The organism is Klebsiella terrigena, from assembly GCF_006539725.1.
Classification (GTDB): Bacteria; Pseudomonadota; Gammaproteobacteria; order Enterobacterales; family Enterobacteriaceae; genus Klebsiella; species Klebsiella terrigena.
In genome coordinates, this window is record NZ_BJNO01000011.1 from 1 (window position 1) to 21670 (window position 21670).

Sequence of the window (21670 nt, forward strand, 5' to 3'; positions counted from 1 at the left end):
AAATATCGGTTCTGATTTCTACTGCAAAATTCCGGCAAGGCGGATCATGATATGACCCGCCTTGCCGGTGCGACCGGGTCATTCGACGCCGCAGCCGAAATCAATCACTGCCGGGAGCGGCGGCGGCACCGGCGTCGATTCCTTCATCGATTCGCGTAATCATATAGGGGAAGAATGGATTTGAAGACTGGCGCATGAGTGAATCCAGCCCAACAACAAGCACCGATCGCTCGCCACGGGCAGCAAATGTCCCGAGGCTGATACCATATTGATTTAGCGGATGTGGATAGCGCCCATATAAGGAGTCACTTAAAGGGAAGGGGAGAGCAACGTGGGAAAGGGAGTAGACGTCCGGCAAATAGCGCTGCCCCTGCAGTTTTTCCACAGATTGTTCTGTTTTCCCGGCCGGCGTGGTGCGGATCTCCATTTCTGTCGTGCCAGGATTCGCGTTAGTGATGATCGTGGTGCTATAAAGCCGCGGAGCTGCAGGGAGCAACCGGGACAGCGCGGTGTATGATGTTCTGCGTAATAACGAATTAAACCTCACCGCATGATTCAAATCGAACAACACGATTTCACTGCCGTTATCCGGTAAACGGTTGTACAACGCCGTGACGATCGCCCGCGTACTGACGGTTGAATCCATGACCGACTGAAATGTCAGCACCGGAGGTAGGCTTGCCATTTTTTTGTTACGCGAGTCAGTGATAATTTGGCTCTGAAGCGCCTTTGTCAGCAGGAACGACTGGCGGGCGGCATTGGTCGGGAATGAGTTATATTTAAACGGATTGAACTCCGGCATTATGCCTAACCATGCGGCTTTGGCGAATGCGGGTAGAAACGCAGGCCAACCCGCCAGGCCAGAAAAGCGCGCGAAGCTCGTAATACCAATCATCGGCGAAATCAGGATCACGCGCTGTGGCTTAGCCAGGCCGGGATTATCCAGTGCGTCCAGCGTATATTTCATCGCCAGAGCACCGCCATTGGAAAATCCGACCATATGCAGCGGCACATCATGACCAGCAAGCTTTTGCGCTTCTCTCACCGCAAGGCGCGTTGCGGCAAGCCAGTCCTGCCAGTTCACGTCGGTCAATGCTGCAGGGACGGTGCCATGTCCCGGTAATCTGATCCCAATAGCGATATAGCCATGCTGACGGTAGTTATTAGCAATATGCCTTAGGCTGTAGGGGGTATCCGTCAGACCATGCAATAACACCACTGCCCCTTTGGGCCTGGCGTCCGGCATCATGATGTAAGACCGATTCCAGTTTGTTGGGAATGTGTCCGGATAGATAGGGCTATTGGCATAGTAACGATTCAGTTCAGTTTGCTGCTGAACATCAAGCTTATCCGTGACGTTACGTTTAACTTCGTTGAAGAGCGAATTTTCTCTCTTGATGTAATCGTTCCAGTCTGCGCTGTCGATTTCATCCGCGTCCATCTCATCAGGTACGTACGTATGCCAGAGCTGCAGGTCGGGTCCGCGCTGAATGTCATACAGGCGTATCCCAATAGCGCCAACCACTAAAAGAAGTAAGGAGAATACGATACGTTTTAACCACTTCGCGAATTTCATCGCTTTGGTTCCTGTCCTAATCCCATATTTTTTAAGTATAAAATAAAATCAGGCGTTACATACAGACCGTCTTGACGCTTATGCAAAACTTAAGTCGTTTTCGGTGGGTTATCCCGTGTAAAAGCGGGCTATTTTTCGAACCCGCGAAAGGGGCTGGTGTGCTCCCCGTTGATGAACCAACCCCGATGTTACCGATTCCAGGCCTCTTGCCGCCCTGGCCGCGGTATGACCAGGGCCTGCTGTGGTTCTCTGCCGGCTCTCGATGCCTTTGTGCCTTACCCCGCCTGCCGTTCTGTACCCATCACCACGGCACGGTGCGGCCCTGATAATCCAGATACTCCAGCCCCGGGCGCTGGCGTTTCTCCAGCAGCACTTTGACCAGGCTGGGGATGGTCTCCTCGATGGTCAGCGGCGCAGCTATGCCGCCCAGTGCGGTGCGGATCCAGCCCGGCGCCATCGCCACCATCGGATGCGTCGCCGAAGCCGCGCGGGCGGCAAAGCTGCGCATAAACATATTCAGCGCGGCCTTGCTGCCTCTGTACAGCTCGCGCTGCCCGCTAAGGTTATTGCCGAGACTTCCCTGTCCGGAAGACATCACGCCGAGCAATCCCGACGGGGTCACGTGGCGCTGCAGGCGCTCTATGACCCGCATTGGTGCCAGGGCATTGGTCTGCATCACCTGCATAAACTCCGCTGTGGAGACCTCGCCGATGGTCTGCGAAGGATCGCGGTTGGTGGTTCCGGCATTGACAAAGAGCATCTCCAGGCGGCTTCCCGAGAGCCTGTGGTCCAGGGCGGCCAGCTGCTCGTCGTCGCAGACGTCCAGCGTTTCAAGGCGCACCCGGCCGGGGTTATCCCGGGCGAGCTGGTGAAGCGGCGTAGGGTGCTGAATATTGCGTACGGTGCCGATAACGTTCCAGCCGTGCTGCAAAAATTCGGCGGCCATCGCGTGGCCCAGCCCGCGAGAGGCGCCGACGATTAAAATGCTGTGATGAGTAAGAGGGGTCATAGTCGAAATCCGCAGTAAAGAGTGAGGATCTGACTATAGTCATAGGCTATATCAGGCGGAAGGCGCAGCATGTGCACTATTAGCATGCGCCGCACGCTCTATCTTACGGCAGGATACCTTATGACCGATCCCGATTTTAATCTTCTTGTTGCCCTCGACGCGCTGCTGGCCGAAGAGAGCGTGGCCGGGGCGGCGCGACGTCTGGGGCTCAGCGCATCGGCAATGAGCCGGACGCTCACCCGCCTGCGCGACGCGACCGGCGATCCGCTGCTGGTCAGGGCAGGGCGTAAAATGGTGCTAACCCCACATGCGCAAAATATCAAAGCGCGCGCGCAGAATGTGCTGTTCGAGGTGCGTTCGGTCCTGAACGCGTCGCTTTCGCCGCTCCAGCTCCCGACGCTGGCGCAAACCTTTACCTTGCGCACCAACGAAGGCTTCGTCGAAACCTTCGCCCCGGCGCTGATTGCCGCCTGCGCGCGGGATGCGCCGGGAGTGACGCTCACCTTTGTGGCGAAGACCGAGAAGGATCCGCAGTTTTTGCGCGAGGGGCGGGTGGACCTCGAGATTGGCGTACTCAAGAATATGGGGCCGGAAATCCGCCTGCAGGCGCTGTTCCGCGATCGCTTCGTCGGCGTGCTGGCGAAGAGCCACCCGCTGGCGCAGTCGGCACGCATGACCCGGGAAGCGTATATCTCCTGCGGGCACGTGATTACGTCTCGTCATGGCATGGTGCGGGGGCCGGTTGATGACGCCCTCGCCGGGTTCGGCCTGCAGCGTAAGATTGTCGCCGTGGTGCCCAGCTTTGCCGCCGCGCTGGCGGTGGCCCGCCGTTCGCAGCTGATTGCGCTGGTGCCGGCATCCTATATTGGCGACGGCCCTGCGGCCGATATCGCCGTTTTTGAGCTGCCGGTACAGACGCCGGAAATCACCGTTTCACAGATGTGGCATCCCCGACAGGAGCAGGAGCCCGGCCACCGCTGGTTGCGTCAGCAGGTGCTTAGCGTATGTCGTCGGGTGCACCAGGGGTAAAAAAAAGCCCGCAACGAATGCGGGCGAAAAATACTGGAAGCAATGTGAGCAATGTCGTACCGAATACCTGAGTGTTTTGCTCAACTATTTGGTAATGAGAAAGATAATGTTTCTCATTTAAGATATCAACCCCATCTTTTGTGCGGAAGCGATTTTTTTAATCGATCACGAAAACGCTGCGCTTCTGGCTATTGTCGCGTGGCCAGGCGGCCGCCACTTCCCGCAGCGGCAGCGGCGTGGTGGCGATAGTAAACCCGCCGGCCGCGGCGGCCTGCAGCATCTCCCCGGTTGCCGCCAGCAGCTGGGCCATCGACAGGCTGCCGATCCCGCTGCCCAGCAGCTGCAGCGGCGCTGAACGCAGCACCGCGCCGTTGAGTGAAATATCCGCCCCGGAGAGAGAGCCGACCTGGACATAGCGTACCGGCGCATGGCCGGGGCTGCTTTTTGCCAGCGCCGGGAGCAGCAGCTCGGCGCTATGCCCCCACAAATAGTCGACGACGACGTCAATCTGCCCTGCGGCAAGCTCGGCGAAGCGAGCGCGCAAAGTCGCGTCATCCGCGCTCAGGTTGATGCAGACGTCCGCGTCGAGCGCGGCCAGCGTCTGAGCATTCCGCCCGGTGGCGATCACTTTTTTCGCGCCCAGATAGCGGGCGATCTGGATGGCCAGCTGTCCGGCGCTGCCGGTGGCGCCGTTGATCAGCACCGTCTCACCGGCGATAAAGCCCGCGCGTTTAACCAGCGCAGCCCAGGCCGACATCCCGGGGTTGGCCATGGCTGCGGCGGTAACATCATCCAGCGTATCCGGCAGCGGCAGGCAGTTAGCCGCCGCCACCGGCGCCCGTTGCGCCATGCTGCCCCAGGGCGCGCGCGGGAAGGCGAAGTAAACGCGCTGCCCGTCGGGGAGGGTTCCCGCACCGTCGATGCCCACCACGAAGGGCAGACGACCGTCAAAGCTGTAGTGCTTGCCGCTCGCCCGGCCCTTGACGACGTGGCTGATGGCGGCGGCGCGTACGTCGACCAGGAGGTGATGCTCATCGGCCTGCGGATCGGCAAAGTCGGCCCACACCGGGCCCTGCTGGAGTTCGAATACGACGGCTGCTTTCATGGTGTTACCTCCGGGAAGAATTACGTGTAAAATGCACATATCAGATAACGGCACTATACACCGGGTTAAATAATATATGCAATATGCACATAATAATTACGATATCACCGACTTTCACGGCGCGCTGCTGGATATCATCCGGGTGATGAATCTGCCGGTGCGCGATGAGCAAATACTGCAGGCCGCCGGGGTGCAGCTCGATCAGATCCTCTTCCCGCTGCTGGTGGCGATAGGGCGCTATGGGCCGGTGGGCGTGGTTGAGCTGGCGGATAGCCTGGGACGGGATTACACCACCGTCAGCCGGCAGGTGAAAAAGCTGGAGGCGCAGGGCCTGGCGCTGAAGCAGCCGAATGTTAGCGATCGACGGATTAGTGAAGTGACCTTGACCGGGCAGGGTCAGACGCTGATTGAACGTATTGCGCTAGCCAGAACGCGGCTGATGAATCAGGTGCTCATGGACTGGACGCAGGAGGATGTGCTGGCGCTGTTTCGCCTGACGCGTAAATACGCGGACAGCCTGCAGCAAAAAATAACCGCCTGACGAGTGGCCAGGCGGTCGGGGGGTTACGCTGCTTTAGTGGCGGCTTTCAGGCTCTGCACAAAAGCCTTCAGCTCGGCCAGCATCGTTTGCGGATCGCTGAGGTTACGTTCGATGATTTTGACGATGGCGGAGCCGGAAATTGCCCCGGCGGCGCCGGCGTCAATCGCGGCGGTCACCTGATCGGCTGCGGAAATACCGAAGCCCTGCAGCGGCGGCGCGGCGTTATATTCGCTCAGCTTCTCAATAAGATGATGCAGCGGCAGGGCGGCGCGGTTTTCCGCCCCGGTAACCCCGGCGCGCGACAGCAGATAGGTATAGCCGCGACCAAAAGAGGCAATATGGCGCAGCAGTTCGTCATCGGCATTCGGCGGGCAGATGAAGATGGGCGCGATATTGTGCCGCATTGCCGCCTGGCGGAACGGCGCCGACTCTTCGATGGGCACATCGGCGACCAGCACGGAATCCACGCCAACCCGCGCGCATTCGGCATAGAAGGCGTCAATGCCGGGGCTGAACACCAGGTTCGCGTACATCAGCAGGCCGATAGGGATCGTCGGATGCTTGTGACGGATTGCCGCCAGCATCTCGAAGCACTGCGCCGGCGTCACGCCAGAGGCGAACGCACGCAGGGCTGCGCCCTGGATAGTCGGGCCATCGGCCAGCGGGTCGGAGAAGGGAATACCCAGCTCCAGAGCGTCGGCGCCTGCTTCGATCAGCGTATCGATGATCTGCAGCGACAGCGCCGGGTTGGGATCGCCCAGCGTGACGAAGGGAACAAACGCGCCTTCCTGGCGAGATTTCAGTTGTGCAAACAGCGTCTCATAACGTTCCATCAGATTTCCCCTCGCGCTTTCAGAATATCGTGTACGGTGAAGATGTCTTTATCGCCGCGACCGGACAGGTTAACCACCAGCAGCTGCTCTTTTTCCGGATTTTCACGCATCATTTTTAGCGCATGGGCCAGGGCGTGGGAGGATTCCAGGGCCGGAATAATCCCCTCATGGCGGGAGAGCTCTTTGAACGCTTCCAGCGCTTCGTTGTCGGTGATCGACACGTAGTCGGCGCGGCCGGTGCTGTTGAGGAACGCATGCTGAGGGCCCACCGACGGGAAGTCCAGCCCGGCGGAGATAGAGTAAGATTCTTCAATCTGGCCGTCATCGGTCTGCATCATCGGCGATTTCATGCCGAAATAGATACCCACGCGACCGTGCTTCAGCGGCGCGCCGTGCTCGCCGGTTTCAATTCCGTGGCCCGCAGGTTCAACCCCGATCAGCCCCACGTCGGTTTCATCGATAAAGTCAGCAAACATGCCGATAGCGTTGGAGCCACCGCCGACGCAGGCGATGACCGCATCCGGCAAACGGCCTTCGCGCTCGAGGATCTGCGCTTTGGTCTCTTCGCCGATCATGCGCTGGAACTCGCGGACGATGGTCGGGAACGGGTGCGGGCCGGCTGCGGTACCGAGCATATAGTGAGCGGTATCGTAGCTGCCGGACCAGTCGCGCAGCGCTTCGTTACAGGCGTCCTTCAGCGTGGAGGAGCCGCTGTGCACCGGGATCACTTCCGCTCCCATCAGGCGCATGCGGAAGACGTTTGGCGACTGGCGCTCAACGTCTTTAGCGCCCATATAGATGCGGCATTTCAGGCCGAGCAGCGCGCTGGCGAGCGCGGAGGCCACGCCGTGCTGGCCGGCGCCGGTTTCGGCAATGATTTCGGTTTTACCCATGCGCTTCGCCAGTAATGCCTGGCCCAGCACCTGGTTGGTTTTATGCGCGCCGCCGTGGAGCAGATCTTCACGCTTGAGGTACAGCGTGGTGCGGGTGCCTGCGGTCAGGTTACGACATTTGGTCAGGGCCGTTGGACGACCGGCGTAGTTCTTCAGCAGGTCGCTAAACTCAGCCTGGAACTCAGGATCTTTCTGCGCGCTGACGAAAGCTTCTTCCAGCTGGCGCAGGGCGGGCATCAGGATCTGCGGGACGTACATACCGCCAAATTCGCCAAAATAGGGGTTCAGTAAAGTACTCATTATTGCATTGCTCCTTAATATGCGCGCAGCGTCTGGAAAACCGAGGCCAGCTTGCTGGCATCTTTAATACCCGGCTGCGACTCAACGCCTGAATTAAAATCGAGTCCGGCACAGCCGCTTTTGGCGGCTTCTACGCAGTTATCGGCACCGAGTCCGCCTGCCAGCAGGACGTTACCCAGGTCCTGGCCCTGTAAAAGCGTCCAGTCGAAGCGCTGACCGCTGCCACCCTGGCCGTTATCGAAAAGATATTTATCGACGTGATGCAGGCTGCGTTCCGGCAGCGTGTCACCGACGCTGAGCGCTTTCCAGATCTGGACTTGCTCCGGCAGCCGCGCGCGCAGCGCGTCGATATAGGCCTGATCTTCGCTGCCGTGCAGCTGAACCGCAGCCAGCTGCAGGCTCTCTGCGCGCTCGGCCACGTCCTCGACCGGCGCATCGCGGAATACTCCGACGTAGCGCAGCCCGGCGGCCTGGATAATCTCTTTAGCCTGCGCCTCGTTGACGACGCGCGGTGAGCCAGGGACAAAAATCAGCCCGCCGTAGATGGCGCCGGATTCACAGGCCACCTGCGCGTCCTGAGGACGGGTCAGGCCGCAAACTTTGTTTTCACCGAGCAGCACGCGCCTGACGGCCGCGTCGAGGTCATCGTGCTCCATCAGCGCGGAGCCAATCAGGAAGCCGTTAGCAAAGTGGCTGAGATCGCGGACCTCGGCGTAGGTATGAATCCCGGATTCGCAGATCACGGTGACGTCATGGCCCAGGCGCGGTGCCAGCTGGCGGGTGCGGTTGAGGTCAATCGACATATCGCGCAGATCGCGGTTGTTGATCCCGACCACCTTCGCCTTCAGCGCAATGGCGCGTTCCAGCTCTTCTTCGGTACTCACTTCGGTCAGCACGCCCATATTGAGGCTGTGCGCGACGGCGGCGAGCTGGCGATACTGTTCATCGTCAAGCACCGACAGCATCAGCAGGCAGGCATCGGCCTGGTAGTAGCGCGCCAGATAGATCTGGTAAGGATCGATGGTGAAATCCTTGCACAGTATCGGCTGCGGCGCGATGGCGCTGACGATGGGCAGAAAATCAAAACTGCCCTGGAAATATTTCTCATCGCACAGCACCGAGATGGCCGAGGCGTAGTTCTTATACACTCCGGCGATTTCCGCCGGGTCAAAATTCTGGCGAATCAGGCCCTTCGACGGCGAGGCTTTTTTGCACTCGAGAATAAACACGCTGCGCGTTCCTGCCAGGGCATCGTAAAAGTTACGCTGCGTCGGGACGACCTCGTTTTGAAAACTGGCTAACGGCTGCTGCTGCTTGCGGGCTTCTACCCAAATCGCTTTGTCGGCAACGATTTTTGCTAAAACGGTCTGCATTATTTACCCTCTTGCCGCTAATGCGGTCACTCTGTCATAGGCCGCTCCGCTGCGCAGCACGTCAATCACCTGCCGGGCGTTGGCTTTCAGGTCTTCATGCCCGTGTAAACGCATCAGCATTGCCACGTTGGCGGCGACCGCGGCTTCATGAGCGGCTTCACCTTTACCTTGTAGTAAGCGCGTCAGAATGTCACGGTTTTCTTCCGGCGTGCCGCCGGCCAGCTGCTCCTGGTGATAAGGCGTCAGGCCAAAGTCATCCGCGGTCAGCTGATAGCTTTTGATCTCGCCGTTATGGAGCTCGGCGACCACCGTTGGCGCGTGGAGCGACACCTCATCCATGCCGCCGCTGTGGACGACCGCTGCCCGCTGGTAGCCCAGCACGCGCAGGGTTTCCGCGATAGGCAGCACCAGCTCCGGGCTGTAGACGCCAATCAGCGCCAGCGGCGGGTGCGCCGGGTTAATCAGCGGCCCAAGGACGTTAAACAGCGTCCGGGTCTTCAGCTGCTGACGGACCGGCATCGCGTGGCGGAAACCGGTGTGATATTTCGGCGCAAACAGGAAGCAGACGCCCAGCTCATCCAGCGCGGTGCGGGATTTATCGGCGTTCATATCGAGGTTGATGCCGAATGCGGCCAGCAGGTCGGAAGAGCCCGATTTGCTGGAGACGCTGCGGTTACCGTGTTTCGCGACCTTCAGCCCGCAGGCTGCGGCCACAAACGCGCTGGCGGTAGAGATATTGATGCTGTTGCTGCCGTCGCCGCCGGTGCCGACGATATCGGCAAACGGGTAGTCAGGACGCGGGAACGGCGCGGCATTTTCCAGCAGGGCGGTGGCGGCGCCGGCAATCTCCTGCGGCTGCTCGCCGCGCACCTTCATACTGACCAGGGCGGCGGCCAGCTGCTCCGGCTTCACTTCGCCGCGCACGACCGCAGAAAACAGCTGGTGGCTCTCCTGCTGGCTCAGGGTTTCCGCCTGATACAGCTTTTCCAGAATCGGCTGGATGGTGTTGGTTTGCTCCAGCTTCTGCAGCGCCCAGGCCAGCGTTTGCTCCAGCAGACGCGCGCCCTGGGTGGTGAGAATCGACTCAGGGTGGAACTGGAAGCCGCAAACGCGATCGGCATCATGACGCACCGCCATCACCATCCCGTTATAGTTGGCGTTGATGGTCAGCCCGGCCGGAATGTTGCTGCCGACCAGCGAATGGTAGCGGGCAACCGGCAGCGGGTTAGTCAGGCCGGCAAACATCGCCTGGCCGTCATGCTCGATGCTGGACGCTTTACCGTGCAGGATTTCGCCCGCCTGGCCGACGTAGCCGCCGTAGGCTTCAACAATCGCCTGATGGCCAAGGCAGATGCCGATGATCGGCAGCTTGCCGCGCATGCGAATCAGCAGCTCCGGCATGCAGCCGGCTTCGCTCGGCGTACCCGGGCCCGGGGAGAGCATCAGCACCGGATTGTCCATCGTGCCGATACGCTCGATTAAGGTTTGTGCCGGAACCGAGTTACGGTAAATCACGACGTTATGGCCGTTGGCGCGCAGCTGGTCTGCCAGGTTATAGGTAAAAGAATCGATATTATCGAGCAGCAGAATGTCGGCCATTAGAAAGTCTCCTTCGCGTGGTGAGCCTGGGCAATTGCGCGCAGCACCGCGCGGGCTTTATTTCGGGTTTCATCTGCTTCGGACTGAGGCACTGAATCGAGGACAATACCGGCGCCGGCCTGAACGGTGGCCACGCCGTCCTGCACGTAGGCTGAGCGGATCACGATGCAGGTATCCAGATCGCCGTGGGCGGTGAAATAGCCGACCGCTCCGCCGTAGCTGCCGCGACGCTTACCCTCCGCGGCGGCGATAAGTTGCATCGCGCGCACCTTCGGCGCGCCGCTCAGGGTGCCCATATTCATACAGGCGCGATAGGCGTGCAGCACGTCGAGGTCGTTACGCAGCTCGCCGACTACCCGGGACACCAGGTGCATCACGAAAGAGTAGCGGTCGACTTTGGTCAGGTCGGCCACGTAGCGGCTGCCCGGAGTGCAGATGCGGGCGAGGTCGTTACGCGCGAGGTCTACCAGCATCAGGTGCTCGGAGAGCTCTTTATGGTCGGTGCGCATTTCGAGTTCAATACGGCTGTCGAGATCGCGATCCAGCGAACCGTCCGCGCGTCGGCCGCGCGGGCGGGTACCGGCAATCGGGTAGATCTCAATCTGGCGGCTGACGGCATCGTACTTCAGCGAGCTTTCCGGCGACGCGCCGAACAGGGCGAAGTCGTTATCCTGCATAAAGAACATGTACGGGCTCGGGTTGCTCTTCTTCAGCACGTCGTAGGCCGCCAGCGGTGACGGGCAGGGCAGAGAGAAGCGGCGCGATGGCACCACCTGGAAAATTTCGCCGGCGCGGATAGCGCGCTGCATTTTGCGGACCACGGCGCCGTACTCTTCGTCGCTCTGGTCGCAGTCGCAGGTCATATTCTCCACCGTCGTGACCGGCAGCGGTGCCGGCGGCTCGTTGAGCTGCTGGCGAAGCTGGGCGATGCGCTGCGTCAGACGCTGCTTTTCGCTCTCCAGCGGCGTGAACAGGCTCGACTGGATGCGCGTGCTTTTGCTCTGGTGATCGATAACCAGCAGCGTTTCGGCCAGGTAGAAGCAGTAGTCCGGACAGGCGGTGTCGCTTTCCAGCGGCGGCAGGTTTTCGAAACCGGCCACCAGGTCATAGGCAAACAGGCCGCCGAAGAACATCGCTTCGCGCTCGTCGTGCGGCACGGTGACCAGCTCCTGCAGCAGGCGGAAGGCGTCAAAGACCGACAGAGAACAGAGGCGAGCGTCCTCATCCAGCAGGGCGCTGACCGGGGGGAAAGTTAACGTCCGGCCGTTCGGCTGACGCAGATTTTCGATGCCCGCAGGCAGGGCGTTGTCGAGTAAATCCAGCAGCGATGCGCCGTTGCTGGAAAGTGCCTGAATAGTGACGGTGTCACCTAAGGCGGTGATGCGCAGCGCGCTATCAACCAGCAGCAGGCTCTTTAAATCATCTTTGCTGTCGATATCCGCGGATTCCAGCAGCAGGGTTGCCGGACGCGCGCCGCACAGCTGGTGGAACAGCGCCGTCGGGTTTTCGCGATAGATGGCGTCGCTGGTGAGAAGCTCGAGTGCCGGTTTTGATGTTTGCATTATTGTTCTCGCCTGTTCGGTATAATAATTTGTCCAATAAAAAGCCCGCTCATTGGCGGGCCGGGTATCTGTATGCTGAGTGCAAAACGCGATCACGCCGCCCGTTATCAGGAGGTGCGCCACCAGCCGTGCAGAGTGATAGTTTGCGTTTTCATCGTGATACCCCTTCATGTGAACTTGCGTACTAGTTAACTAGTCCAGAGGAATAATGTCAACCCCTGTTTGCAGATTTTCTCCGCGAGTCGGTATGATAATGCGCTTATTTAAGTCCATGTCCAGCAGGAGTCACCTTGAGCGATACCCTTTACGCAGTGATTTACGATCTGCATAGCCATACCACCGCCTCTGACGGGCGGCTGACTCCAGAAGAACTTGTCCATCGTGCCCACCAGATGCGGGTGGGGACGCTGGCGATTACCGATCACGATACGGTGGCGGCCATTCCCGCCGCACGGGCGGAAATTGCCCGCGCCGGCCTGCCGCTGACGCTGGTGACCGGGGTGGAGATTTCCACTCTGTGGGAAAACCATGAAATTCATATCGTGGGCCTGAATATTGATATTGAGCACCCGGCCATGCTGGCTCTGCTTGATGAGCAGAAGGCGCGCCGCCAGCTGCGGGCGCAGATGATTGCCGAGCGGCTGGATAAGGCGCGGATCCCCGGCGCGTGGGAGGGGGCGATGAAGCTTGCCGACGGCGGGGCGGTAACCCGCGGACATTTTGCCCGCTTCCTCGTGGAAGCCGGCCACGCCAGCAATATGGCCGATGTTTTTAAAAAATACCTCGCCCGCGGGAAAACCGGTTACGTTCCGCCGCAGTGGTGTACAATAAAACAAGCGATTGATGTCATTCATCATTCTGGCGGCAAAGCGGTTGTCGCCCATCCTGGGCGCTATGACCTCTCCGCCAAGTGGCTGAAAAGGCTGTTGGCCCACTTTAGCGAGCAGGGCGGCGATGCCATGGAGCTGGCCCAGTGTCAGCAGGCGCCGCATGAGCGCACGCAGCTCGCCGCGTATGCCGTCCAGTTTGGTCTTCTGGGCTCCCAGGGTTCTGATTTCCATCAGCCCTGCCCGTGGATTGAGCTGGGCCGTAAACTTTGGCTACCCGCAGGTGTAGAAGGGATCTGGCACAGCTGGGAAACGGCCGCAGAATAAAATTGAGAGGGAAGTATGAGCCAGTTTTTTTACATCCATCCGGACAACCCGCAGGCGCGGTTGATTAACCAGGCGGTGGAGATCGTGCGTAAAGGCGGGGTGATTGTCTACCCCACTGATTCAGGCTACGCATTGGGGTGTAAGATTGAAGATAAGGGTGCGATGGAGCGGATCTGCCGCATTCGTCAGCTGCCGGATGGCCACAACTTCACCCTGATGTGCCGCGATCTCTCGGAGCTTTCGACCTACGCGTTTGTCGACAACGTGGCGTTTCGCCTGATTAAAAACAACACGCCGGGCAACTACACGTTCATCCTCAAAGGGACCAAAGAGGTGCCGCGTCGTCTGCTGCAGGAAAAGCGTAAAACGATCGGCATGCGCGTGCCGTCGAACCCGATTGCCCAGGCGCTGCTCGAGACCCTGGGCGAGCCGATGCTCTCCACCTCGCTGATGCTGCCGGGCAGCGAATTCACCGAGTCCGATCCGGAAGAGATTAAGGATCGGCTGGAGAAGCTGGTCGATCTGATTATCCACGGCGGCTATCTGGGCCAGCAGCCGACCACGGTTATCGATCTGACCGACGATGCGCCGATCGTCGTGCGTGAAGGCGTCGGCGACGTGAAGCCGTTCCTGTAATCTTTTTCCCCTCCGCCGGGCGCTGCGCCCGGCATTCACTCCGCGTTCTGCGCGCAATATTTATTTTAAGATAACATTGATATTGAGGCATTCTTTTCTCAGCCGTATTATTAGCTCGCTTACGATATCTGCTACAGACATCGTTCCTGATTAGAACCTCAATATTATGCATAAGCTGACAATCACCCCTGCCGATTTTTTTAAGCAGGAGAATCCATTATTTAATGCCGTGGTGCTGTTTTCTACGACGGTCGCGCTATATGCCGCCGGACGTCTGATTCGGCATAATGACATTGCATTATTTTGGCCGATGAATGCGGTGCTGGCCGGGCTGTTTATTCGCCATCGGGTGCTGCGTCAGTTTCACTATTTTACGATTTTTATTCTCGCGACCTTATTTTGCAGCCTGGCAGTGGGGAGCCGCAGCGTAAGCGAACTGCTCACTGACTTTTCTGATATTGCCTTTGTGGCGATGCTCAGCTGGATGATTATCAGCGAAAAAAAGCGTTGCGAAAGTTTTATCAAAATAACGATATTTCGCCTGTACAGCTATTGCTTATTAACGGCGGTCGCATGTTCCGGGCCAGGCAGCTATTTTTTCTCGCTATCCCATCAGATCGATTTTTGGCGTATTTATCCGGTGTGGTTTAGCGAAGAGTTTACCACCAGCGTACTGATTCTGCCGTTTGTCTTAATCTGTACGGCGCAGCAGCCGTTTCGTCCCACCGAGCTCAGGCGACTGATCCCGGTGGGGCTGCTGGCCGTCTCGCTGGCTATCTCGATTGCCACCGGCACGGCGGGGAGTATGGGGACGCTGTCAATGATTCTCCCGGCGCTAATCTGGTGCGCAATTAGCTACTCGCTGCCCACGACCTGCCTGCTCACGCTGCTGGCCGGGGTGGTTGAGGTGCTGATGGTCGATCAAAAGGCCGGGGGTATCAGCCTGGTGGGGCATGTTCCCCTGATAATCTCGGCCCGTTTGGGGATTGCGTCGATTGCCATTAGCCCGGTGATTGTCGCGGTTAGCGTTCAGGCCATCAATACTCTGGTCAGGCAGCTTTCTCATCAGGTCAGGTACGACTACCTGACCCGCGTATATTCGCGTTTTGGCCTCTACGAGCGGCTAAAAGAGCTGCACGATGGCGAGCGCGATACGCCGCTGAACGTACTGGTTCTTGATATCGACCATTTCAAAAATATCAACGACACCTGGGGTCACGACTGCGGCGACAAGGTGCTGGCGGCATTTGCGGTTCGGGTGCAGAACGTGGTGGGCCAGCGCGGCATCGTGGCGCGGCTCGGCGGCGAGGAGTTTGCGGTCATCATGGCGGGTAAACCGGGCGGCGAAGGCTATCTGCTGGCAGAAGAGATCCGCAAGGAGATAGAGAGTATGCAGGTGGAATGGGGCAGCAAAATGCTCTCTCTGACCGTCAGCGTTGGCCTCAGCTACGGCAAGGCCATGCGCTGGAATATCGTCGATATTTTCGACAAGCTTCTGTCAGAGGCCGACGCCTATCTCTATCAATCGAAAAAAATGGGCCGCAATCGCACCAGCGCCCCGCCGGTCACGGCCATCAGCCAGCCGCTGGCGTCAATCTGATTATTCTGCCGAGAGCTATCGGCAGGGTTATTTCATCGCTTCACTCACAACGAATTTATAAAGTAACGTGATTTATGGCAAAGTCTTCTCTTAAAGCGTATCCGTTCACTTTGTTGAAAAGTGTTCTCATCGTTTCATTACTCTCGCTGATCGTTAGCGTGTTCTGCCTGACGGGGCTGTTTAATTACCAGTCGCATCAGGTCGATGAGGTGGTGAATAAACAGCTGCTGCTCGGCAAGAGTGAATTGATACAGCATAAGCTGGAAGATTTTTTCGACTATCCCCAGCAGGTCAGTAATTTATTACTGCAGTATCTGCAGGGCATCGAAAACAGCACGGCGGATCCCCAGCTTATTCCAGAGATGGTCTATTTAACGGCCCACGCTTTTAATACTACCCCGGCGTTCAAGAGCCTCTCGTGGGCTGAAAGGAACGGCCGCTATTATGCTATTGCGCGCGCCAATCACAGTAACCAAATATATCTTGAGCGCACCCTGGAAGCCAATTCTCAGCGGCTGGTGAAATACAGCGGTATCACCCAGGATTCCAATATCGTCAAGGTCAACGAGAGCTTCAGCGTTCAGCAGCAGCCGTGGTTTAGCGCAGCCCGGCGGCAAAAGCTGCCGTATTGGCGCACGGAGTATCTGACCGACGGCCCGGTCGTGACGTATCACCTGCCGGTGTACGACCGCCAGGGGCAGTTTCGCGGCGTGGTGACCGGCAAAACGATGCCGACCGATATGAGGGAGTACCTGCACAGCATTCTGCCGGGAAAAAACGACTCGCTGCTGATTGCGGACGACAGGCGCAATATCGTGGTGCAGGTCGGCGCCGGCGCGCTGCTGCAGCAAAACCAGCCCGTGATCCGCCAACTGCTGAAATCGGACGGCCACCAGCGGATGCTGACGTTTCGCGTCGGCGGAGACGAATACCTGGCGACCACGTTTGATGTGCAGGATCGCCAGCATTTACTGAAGTGGAAAGCGGTGCTTATCGCGCCGCGACACGCCGCGATTGCCGAAATGAAAAAGCAGCGGCTGATGATGACCTTCAGCAACATGCTGTTTGTCTTCGCCCTGATGGTGGTGCTGGCGCTGATTATTTCTCACTTCACCGGCACCCTGAAAGAGGTGGTGGGTAAGGTTCGTCTGGGGCTGACCCCGTGGAAAAAAGAGCGTAAGCGCCTGTTCCCGGAGATTGCCAGCCTGGATGAGGCGCTGAATAAGGTGGCTCTGGCGCTACCGGGAACGTTCGAATTTAAGCGCAAGAAGCTGGAGGAGGATGTTGAAACCGGCTTTTTAACCCGCAGCGGTCTGCTGCATACCGAATCGCTGTATGAGAACCGAAACCTGCTGGCAATGGTGCATGTCAGCAACTACAACTCGGTCAAAAACGTGCTGGGCAACGAGCTGGCGCGGCAGTTTATCAAACAGTTTACCCAGCGCCTGCGCGCGATGCTGCCAGAAGGGGCGCTCTGCTGCTGCGACCGGGAAGATCTGTTCATCATCGCGTTTGATGGCATCTACGAGAGTAAGGATGTGACCTATTACTGCTCGCTGCTCTCCTCGGTTTTCCGCCTGACCACGACGGATATGTCCGGCGAATCGCACATCTATACCGGCCACGTGGGAATGGTGATTGAGACGCTGTCGCAGGAGAATATTAGCGAGTGCCTGATGAACGTCAGCCTGGCGCTGCAGCACGCCCAGCTCCAGCGCAACGGCGCCAGCGAGCTCTTCACGCCCCAGATGCGCGAGGAGGAGGTCAATAACCTGCGCCTGCATCAGGCGCTGTGCGACGATCTGCAAACGGAGGGCTTCCACCTGGTTTTGCAGCCGATCGTGCCTTTTGACCCCGAGCTCGCCTGTAATGAAGGCGAATGCCTGATTCGCTGGCAGTCTAACGTGCTGGGCTTTGTCCCACCGGACAAGTTTATTGGCCTGGCGGAAAACACCGGCATGATCGTACCGCTCGGCAAGTGGATCGTCGAAACCGCCTGTCGCGAGCTGGCGATGTTTATCGCCCGCGGCGCGCCTCGGGACTTCAAGCTTCACGTCAATATCTCCGCGGTCCAGCTTCAGCAGCCTGATTTTTCGCATCATCTGCTGGAGTCAATTCATCGTAATGAACTGATGAACAGCAATATCTGCATTGAGATCACCGAAAGCGTGCTGCTTCACGATACCCACAGGATCGTCGAAATTCTGGCCTATTTACGCCGGCTGGGCGTCTCCGTGGCCATCGATGATTTTGGTTCCGGCTACTCAAGCCTCTCCTATCTGCACTCGCTGCCGTTCGATTGCCTGAAAATCGATCGCGGGTTTGTCAGGAACGTCCTTGATGACAAGAAAAGTGAGGCGGTGATCGCATCCGTTCTGATGCTGTCGCAAAGCTTTGATGTTCCCCTGGTCGCCGAAGGCGTTGAAACCGCCGAAATGGGCGCCAAGCTGCGGGAGATGGGCTGCGACCTGGCGCAGGGCTACTACTATTCGCGACCGAAGCCGTTCGATCATTTTGTTCCGCAAGACGGTGTTTTACTCATCAAACCGGAATAACAGGCGCGTTTCAGGGCAGAGCATCTATGCAAATTTTAAAAAAGCAGTTCTCGATTAAGCGCTATCCGCTGTCGTTAACCCACGCCGTTTTGCTGACGCTGCTGGCGACGGTTAGCGTGGTGCTGATCACCGTCTACGCCTTCCTTTACTACGAGGGATACGCCTTTTTTGATGAGGTCAGCGAAAATATCCTCAGCGCCAAAAAGGCGACGATTGAGGCCGCTATCCACGAATATATTGACGTGCCGATCCAGTCCAACGCGATTATCGTGCACGCCATTGGCCGCGAGGAGGGGGACTCCATTGCGGTACGCAGCCTGATTGGCGAAATGGTGAATAACATCAACAACGTTTTTACCGAGAAGCAGTACCTCAACGTGGTCGAGTTTGGCGGGGTAAACGGTGATTTCGTGCAGATCGCCCATGATAAGCACCGCACCCACGACGATTACCTGACCCTCAAAGATGCCGGTACTCACCACAAGCTGATGTCGTTTCATCACCTTAGCCCGGACTCTGCCGTCGAGCAGATCATGGATAACTACGACATCTATCAGCGGGCGTGGTTTACGTCGGCGGAAAAAGATCGCAACCCTCACTGGATAAAGCCTTTTCATGATTATGAATATAATCGGGAGGTTGCCGTCGCGTTTAGCTCGCCGGCGTTTAATCGCCAGGGCAAGTTTGTTGGCGTGGTATCCAGCGAACTGCATCTCAACGAACTCAATAAAAATCTGCAGAAATTTAATCCGTTTCCTGAAAGCATGCTGCTGATTGTCAACGAACACAACCAACTGCTCTCGTCTTCGCTTCCGGCTTTGTCCCAGGCCATGCTAAAGGATGCTAAGCAGTCAGAGGTCGTGCTGCCAACTCTGGATAAAACCGGTATACCGGTCATTAGCGCAGTCAATAAAGCGCTGCCGCGTCCCCTGCAGAGCGGTTTTCGCTCGATTGAGATCGATGGCGATAGCTACTATGTCGACGTCTTCGCCATCCACGACCGCCAGTCGCTGCTGAAACTGAAGGGCATTATCATCAGCCCCGCCAGGGTGCTTACCCACTCGGTGGTGAAGTACTTGATGATGACGATGGGGATGCTGTTTATCGTTCTGACCTCCGGTTTGCTGATTGTTTTCCTGGTTCTGTCGCGGGTGGCCAAGCCGCTGCAGGAGATCGTGCGTAAAGCTGACCGGCTAGCGACCCACCGCTGGACGCCGCCGGACAATAAGCGCCACTTCCCGGAAATTATTTCGCTGGAAACCACCTTTATGGCGCTGTCGCACAAGCTGGCGGAGAGCTTTGAAAGCCAGCGGCAGAAAATTGAAGAAGACAGCATGACGGGGCTTCTCACCCGGGCGGGACTGCTGCAGCAGGAAGCGCTGTACAGCCGGCGAAACCTGGTGGGGCTGGTGCATATCAGCAATATGAACACCATTATTAACTCCCTGGGAGCGGAGTACGGCGATACCTTTATCAACGAGTTCGTTAGCCGCCTGCGGAGCCTGCTGCCGACGGACACGCTGATCGCCCGGGATAAAGTCGATAAGCTGATTCTGGCGTTCCCGGGAATTAATCAGCAGAAGGACTACCAGCGCTACCGCGATATGCTGTCCCAGCTGTTTATTGGCGAAGGTCTGGACCAGCATCCTTCGGGCAAGAAATACGTCTATACCGGTAACGTGGGCATGGTCATGACCGAGGTCACCAGCGAAAACATCACTCAGGTGCTGCAGGAAGCCTGGATCACGCTAAAACATGCGCAGAAGCAGGGTAACGGCGTCATTTCGCTGTTTGCCAGCGAAATGCGCGAGCATGAGCTCTACAACATCCGCCTGCATGAGCATCTTAGCGATGCGATACATCATCATGAATTCCATCTGGTGCTGCAGCCGATTATCGATCAGGGAGATGAAGAGCACTGCCGCGAGGGCGAGTGCCTGATTCGCTGGCACTCGAAGGCGCTGGGCAACGTGCCGCCGGATCGCTTTATTCCGCTGGCGGAGGAGACCGGACTCATTATTCCGCTGGGGAAATGGGTGATCGAAGAGGCCTGCCGGGAGCTGGCGGCGATGATCGCCCGCGGCGCGCCGAAGGATTTTGTTATCTATATCAACGTCTCGGCGATCCAGCTGCTGCAGCAGGACTTTGCCTGGCATTTGATGGACTCGATTCGCCGCAGCGGTTTGATAAACGCCAACGTGTGCATTGAAATTACCGAGCGCGTGCTGACCAGCAACGTGCAGCGCATCAGCAAGATGCTGAACTATCTGCGCCGCCACGGGATCGCCATTGCGCTCGACGACTTTGGCGCGAACTTCTCCAGCCTTTCGTATCTGCATACGCTGCCCTTCGACAGCATCAAAATTGACAGGCACTTTGTCAGCGGCTATTTGGGGGATGATAAAGCCAAATCGGTGATTAACTCCCTGATTGTGCTTGCCCGCGGTTTTAAAGTGCCGCTGATTGCCGAGGGCATCGAAGACGAAAGCGTGAAGCTGCAGCTGCAGCAGCTGGGCTGCCAGAAAGCGCAGGGATACTATTTCCACCGTCCGGCGGAGTTTTCCAGCTTCCGCTGCGATACGGGTTCGTTCTATTACCAGCACGCTAAGCCGGAGGACGAATCGCGCTGAAATAACCGCCGGGCGGGAGAGATAAAAGCGCGAGGCTGATACATAATTCACTCTGCGCTGCACAAAAAGCGGCGCGAATTCGCCGACGAATGCAACGCGAAGAAGCTTTCATTTCGAAGTTAGTGTAGTATGTTCGGCCACGTATATACGGGCGCGTCCGGCATCGGCTGAAGATGGTGAGCGTCTGTTATTTGAAAAGTATCTACAGAACAGCAGGTTAGAGCGTTTTAGCCTGCTGTTTTACAAAGTATACCAGACGCCTGGGAAGGCGACACCTTAAGGAAGCTCAATGAGCGAGAAACTACAGAAAGTGCTGGCCCGCGCCGGCCACGGCTCCCGCCGTGAAATTGAATCTAAAATCGAAGCTGGCCGCGTCAGCGTCGATGGCAAAATCGCCACCCTCGGCGATCGCGTAGAAATTGTCCCTGGTTTAAAAATTCGTATCGATGGTCACCTGATTTCGGTGAAAGAGTCCGCGGAGCAAATTTGCCGCGTTCTGGCCTACTACAAGCCGGAAGGCGAGCTCTGCACCCGCAACGATCCGGAAGGCCGCCCGACGGTCTTCGACCGCTTGCCAAAGCTGCGCGGCGCGCGCTGGATTGCGGTAGGTCGTCTGGATGTGAACACCTGCGGCCTGCTGCTGTTCACCACCGATGGCGAACTGGCGAACCGACTGATGCACCCGAGCCGCGAAGTTGAGCGTGAATATGCCGTGCGCGTGTTCGGTCAGGTCGATGAAGACAAACTGCGCCAGCTGTCCCGCGGCGTGCAGCTGGAAGATGGCCCTGCGGCCTTCAAAACCATCAAATTCACCGGCGGCGAAGGCATTAACCAGTGGTATAACGTCACCCTGACGGAAGGGCGTAACCGCGAGGTTCGTCGCCTGTGGGAAGCGGTTGGCGTTCAGGTTAGCCGCCTGATCCGCGTGCGCTACGGCGACATTCTGCTGCCGAAAGGCCTGCCTCGCGGCGGCTATACCGAGCTGGACCTGGCGCAGACTAACTACCTGCGCGAGCTGGTGGAGCTGCCGGCAGAAACCACGTCTAAAGTGGCGGTAGAAAAAGATCGTCGCCGCGTGAAGGCGAACCAGATCCGCCGCGCGGTTAAACGCCATAGCCAGGTGGGTAGCAGCAATAACCGCCGCTCTGCGGGTCGTGGCAAAGATTGATGTTGACGCGTCCGGCGGCTCCCGCCGGACGCTTATTTTCCCTTCCTGATGTGACTCCTTTCACACTTCCTTATAAAGACAAAAAACAGGAAATGCCCGGACAAATA

General features: G+C 58.0%; 17 protein-coding genes and 1 other annotated feature. Of the genes, 8 read left to right on the plus strand and 9 right to left on the minus strand.

Features of this window, described 5'->3' with window-relative positions; all coding sequences use genetic code 11:
* Positions 1–100 precede the first annotated feature (100 nt).
* Both RTE01_RS13530 and RTE01_RS13535 read right to left on the minus strand, forming a co-directional pair.
* A complete protein-coding gene (locus RTE01_RS13530) occupies positions 101–1576 on the minus strand; it encodes an alpha/beta hydrolase (RefSeq protein ID WP_134525690.1) in 1476 nt (491 codons plus the stop codon).
* A 301-nt stretch (positions 1577–1877) separates the two neighbouring features.
* Positions 1878–2585: an SDR family NAD(P)-dependent oxidoreductase gene (locus tag RTE01_RS13535; RefSeq protein WP_134525692.1), complete on the minus strand. Its 708-nt coding sequence runs from the start codon at positions 2583–2585 to the stop codon at positions 1878–1880.
* A 120-nt stretch (positions 2586–2705) separates the two neighbouring features.
* Between RTE01_RS13535 and RTE01_RS13540 the strand changes: the two genes are divergently transcribed.
* Positions 2706–3614, plus strand: coding sequence for a LysR family transcriptional regulator (locus RTE01_RS13540; protein WP_134525694.1), 909 nt, complete (start codon positions 2706–2708; stop codon positions 3612–3614).
* A 157-nt stretch (positions 3615–3771) separates the two neighbouring features.
* Here the strand turns inward: RTE01_RS13540 and RTE01_RS13545 are convergent, their stop codons facing one another.
* The gene (locus RTE01_RS13545) at positions 3772–4719 is read right to left on the minus strand and encodes a quinone oxidoreductase family protein (protein WP_041145166.1); all 948 of its coding nucleotides are present in this window, start codon (positions 4717–4719) and stop codon (positions 3772–3774) included.
* A gap of 76 nt (positions 4720–4795) precedes the next feature.
* Here RTE01_RS13545 and RTE01_RS13550 point away from each other — a divergent pair, with 76 nt between their 5' ends.
* On the plus strand, positions 4796–5260 hold the full coding sequence (locus tag RTE01_RS13550) for a MarR family winged helix-turn-helix transcriptional regulator (protein WP_041145167.1): 465 nt from the start codon (positions 4796–4798) through the stop codon (positions 5258–5260).
* Positions 5261–5283: 23 nt separating this feature from the next.
* Here the strand turns inward: RTE01_RS13550 and trpA are convergent, their stop codons facing one another.
* The 6 genes from trpA to trpL form a co-directional block, all read right to left on the minus strand.
* Positions 5284–6093, minus strand: coding sequence for a tryptophan synthase subunit alpha (gene trpA, locus RTE01_RS13555; protein ID WP_134525696.1), 810 nt, complete (start codon positions 6091–6093; stop codon positions 5284–5286).
* The gene (trpB, locus tag RTE01_RS13560; protein WP_041145169.1) at positions 6093–7286 is read right to left on the minus strand and encodes a tryptophan synthase subunit beta; all 1194 of its coding nucleotides are present in this window, start codon (positions 7284–7286) and stop codon (positions 6093–6095) included. The genes trpA and trpB overlap by 1 nt, the downstream gene beginning before the upstream one ends.
* Before the next feature lie 14 nt (positions 7287–7300).
* Positions 7301–8659, minus strand: a complete 1359-nt coding sequence (gene trpCF / locus RTE01_RS13565) for a bifunctional indole-3-glycerol-phosphate synthase TrpC/phosphoribosylanthranilate isomerase TrpF (protein WP_123551324.1) — start codon at positions 8657–8659, stop codon at positions 7301–7303.
* A gap of 3 nt (positions 8660–8662) precedes the next feature.
* Entirely contained in the window at positions 8663–10258 is a 1596-nt protein-coding gene (trpD, locus tag RTE01_RS13570) for a bifunctional anthranilate synthase glutamate amidotransferase component TrpG/anthranilate phosphoribosyltransferase TrpD (RefSeq protein ID WP_041145171.1), read from the minus strand.
* The gene (locus RTE01_RS13575) at positions 10258–11820 is read right to left on the minus strand and encodes an anthranilate synthase component 1 (protein WP_134525698.1); all 1563 of its coding nucleotides are present in this window, start codon (positions 11818–11820) and stop codon (positions 10258–10260) included. Before RTE01_RS13575 ends, trpD begins: the two co-directional genes overlap by 1 nt.
* Positions 11821–11855: 35 nt before the next feature.
* Positions 11856–11951: a sequence feature (Trp leader region), on the minus strand.
* Positions 11928–11975 carry a trp operon leader peptide gene (trpL, locus tag RTE01_RS26605; RefSeq protein WP_115193975.1) on the minus strand — a complete coding sequence of 16 codons (48 nt, stop codon included), beginning with the start codon at positions 11973–11975 and terminating at the stop codon, positions 11928–11930. Its footprint overlaps the feature before it by 24 nt.
* 135 nt (positions 11976–12110) lie before the next feature.
* Here trpL and rnm point away from each other — a divergent pair, with 135 nt between their 5' ends.
* From rnm to rluB, 6 genes are all read left to right on the plus strand, one after another.
* Positions 12111–12974, plus strand: coding sequence for an RNase RNM (gene rnm, locus RTE01_RS13585; protein WP_076945376.1), 864 nt, complete (start codon positions 12111–12113; stop codon positions 12972–12974).
* Between the two features lie 15 nt (positions 12975–12989).
* Positions 12990–13610 (plus strand): L-threonylcarbamoyladenylate synthase, encoded by a 621-nt coding sequence (locus RTE01_RS13590; protein WP_076945377.1) that lies wholly within the window; start codon positions 12990–12992, stop codon positions 13608–13610.
* 166 nt (positions 13611–13776) lie between these two features.
* On the plus strand, positions 13777–15210 hold the full coding sequence (locus tag RTE01_RS13595) for a GGDEF domain-containing protein (RefSeq protein ID WP_115193026.1): 1434 nt from the start codon (positions 13777–13779) through the stop codon (positions 15208–15210).
* Positions 15211–15284: 74 nt separating this feature from the next.
* On the plus strand, positions 15285–17765 hold the full coding sequence (locus tag RTE01_RS13600; RefSeq protein WP_134525704.1) for a bifunctional diguanylate cyclase/phosphodiesterase: 2481 nt from the start codon (positions 15285–15287) through the stop codon (positions 17763–17765).
* Positions 17766–17791: 26 nt separating this feature from the next.
* The gene (locus tag RTE01_RS13605) at positions 17792–20395 is read left to right on the plus strand and encodes a bifunctional diguanylate cyclase/phosphodiesterase (protein WP_141335094.1); all 2604 of its coding nucleotides are present in this window, start codon (positions 17792–17794) and stop codon (positions 20393–20395) included.
* Positions 20396–20684: 289 nt separating this feature from the next.
* On the plus strand, positions 20685–21563 hold the full coding sequence (gene rluB / locus RTE01_RS13610; RefSeq protein ID WP_041145177.1) for a 23S rRNA pseudouridine(2605) synthase RluB: 879 nt from the start codon (positions 20685–20687) through the stop codon (positions 21561–21563).
* The last annotated feature ends 107 nt before the right edge of the window (positions 21564–21670 follow it).

Coding starts and splice junctions, on each gene's coding strand:
- RTE01_RS13540 (WP_134525694.1), top strand. CDS start 2,706: ATGACCGATCCCGATTTTAATCTTCTTGTTGCCCTCGACGCGCTGCTG.
- RTE01_RS13595 (WP_115193026.1), top strand. CDS start 13,777: ATGCATAAGCTGACAATCACCCCTGCCGATTTTTTTAAGCAGGAGAAT.
- RTE01_RS13535 (WP_134525692.1), bottom strand. CDS start 2,585: ATGACCCCTCTTACTCATCACAGCATTTTAATCGTCGGCGCCTCTCGC.
- RTE01_RS13545 (WP_041145166.1), bottom strand. CDS start 4,719: ATGAAAGCAGCCGTCGTATTCGAACTCCAGCAGGGCCCGGTGTGGGCC.
- trpB (WP_041145169.1), bottom strand. CDS start 7,286: ATGAGTACTTTACTGAACCCCTATTTTGGCGAATTTGGCGGTATGTAC.
- RTE01_RS13605 (WP_141335094.1), top strand. CDS start 17,792: ATGCAAATTTTAAAAAAGCAGTTCTCGATTAAGCGCTATCCGCTGTCG.
- trpA (WP_134525696.1), bottom strand. CDS start 6,093: ATGGAACGTTATGAGACGCTGTTTGCACAACTGAAATCTCGCCAGGAA.
- RTE01_RS13600 (WP_134525704.1), top strand. CDS start 15,285: ATGGCAAAGTCTTCTCTTAAAGCGTATCCGTTCACTTTGTTGAAAAGT.
- RTE01_RS13530 (WP_134525690.1), bottom strand. CDS start 1,576: ATGAAATTCGCGAAGTGGTTAAAACGTATCGTATTCTCCTTACTTCTT.
- trpCF (WP_123551324.1), bottom strand. CDS start 8,659: ATGCAGACCGTTTTAGCAAAAATCGTTGCCGACAAAGCGATTTGGGTA.
- trpD (WP_041145171.1), bottom strand. CDS start 10,258: ATGGCCGACATTCTGCTGCTCGATAATATCGATTCTTTTACCTATAAC.
- RTE01_RS13590 (WP_076945377.1), top strand. CDS start 12,990: ATGAGCCAGTTTTTTTACATCCATCCGGACAACCCGCAGGCGCGGTTG.
- RTE01_RS13575 (WP_134525698.1), bottom strand. CDS start 11,820: ATGCAAACATCAAAACCGGCACTCGAGCTTCTCACCAGCGACGCCATC.
- RTE01_RS13550 (WP_041145167.1), top strand. CDS start 4,796: ATGCAATATGCACATAATAATTACGATATCACCGACTTTCACGGCGCG.
- rluB (WP_041145177.1), top strand. CDS start 20,685: ATGAGCGAGAAACTACAGAAAGTGCTGGCCCGCGCCGGCCACGGCTCC.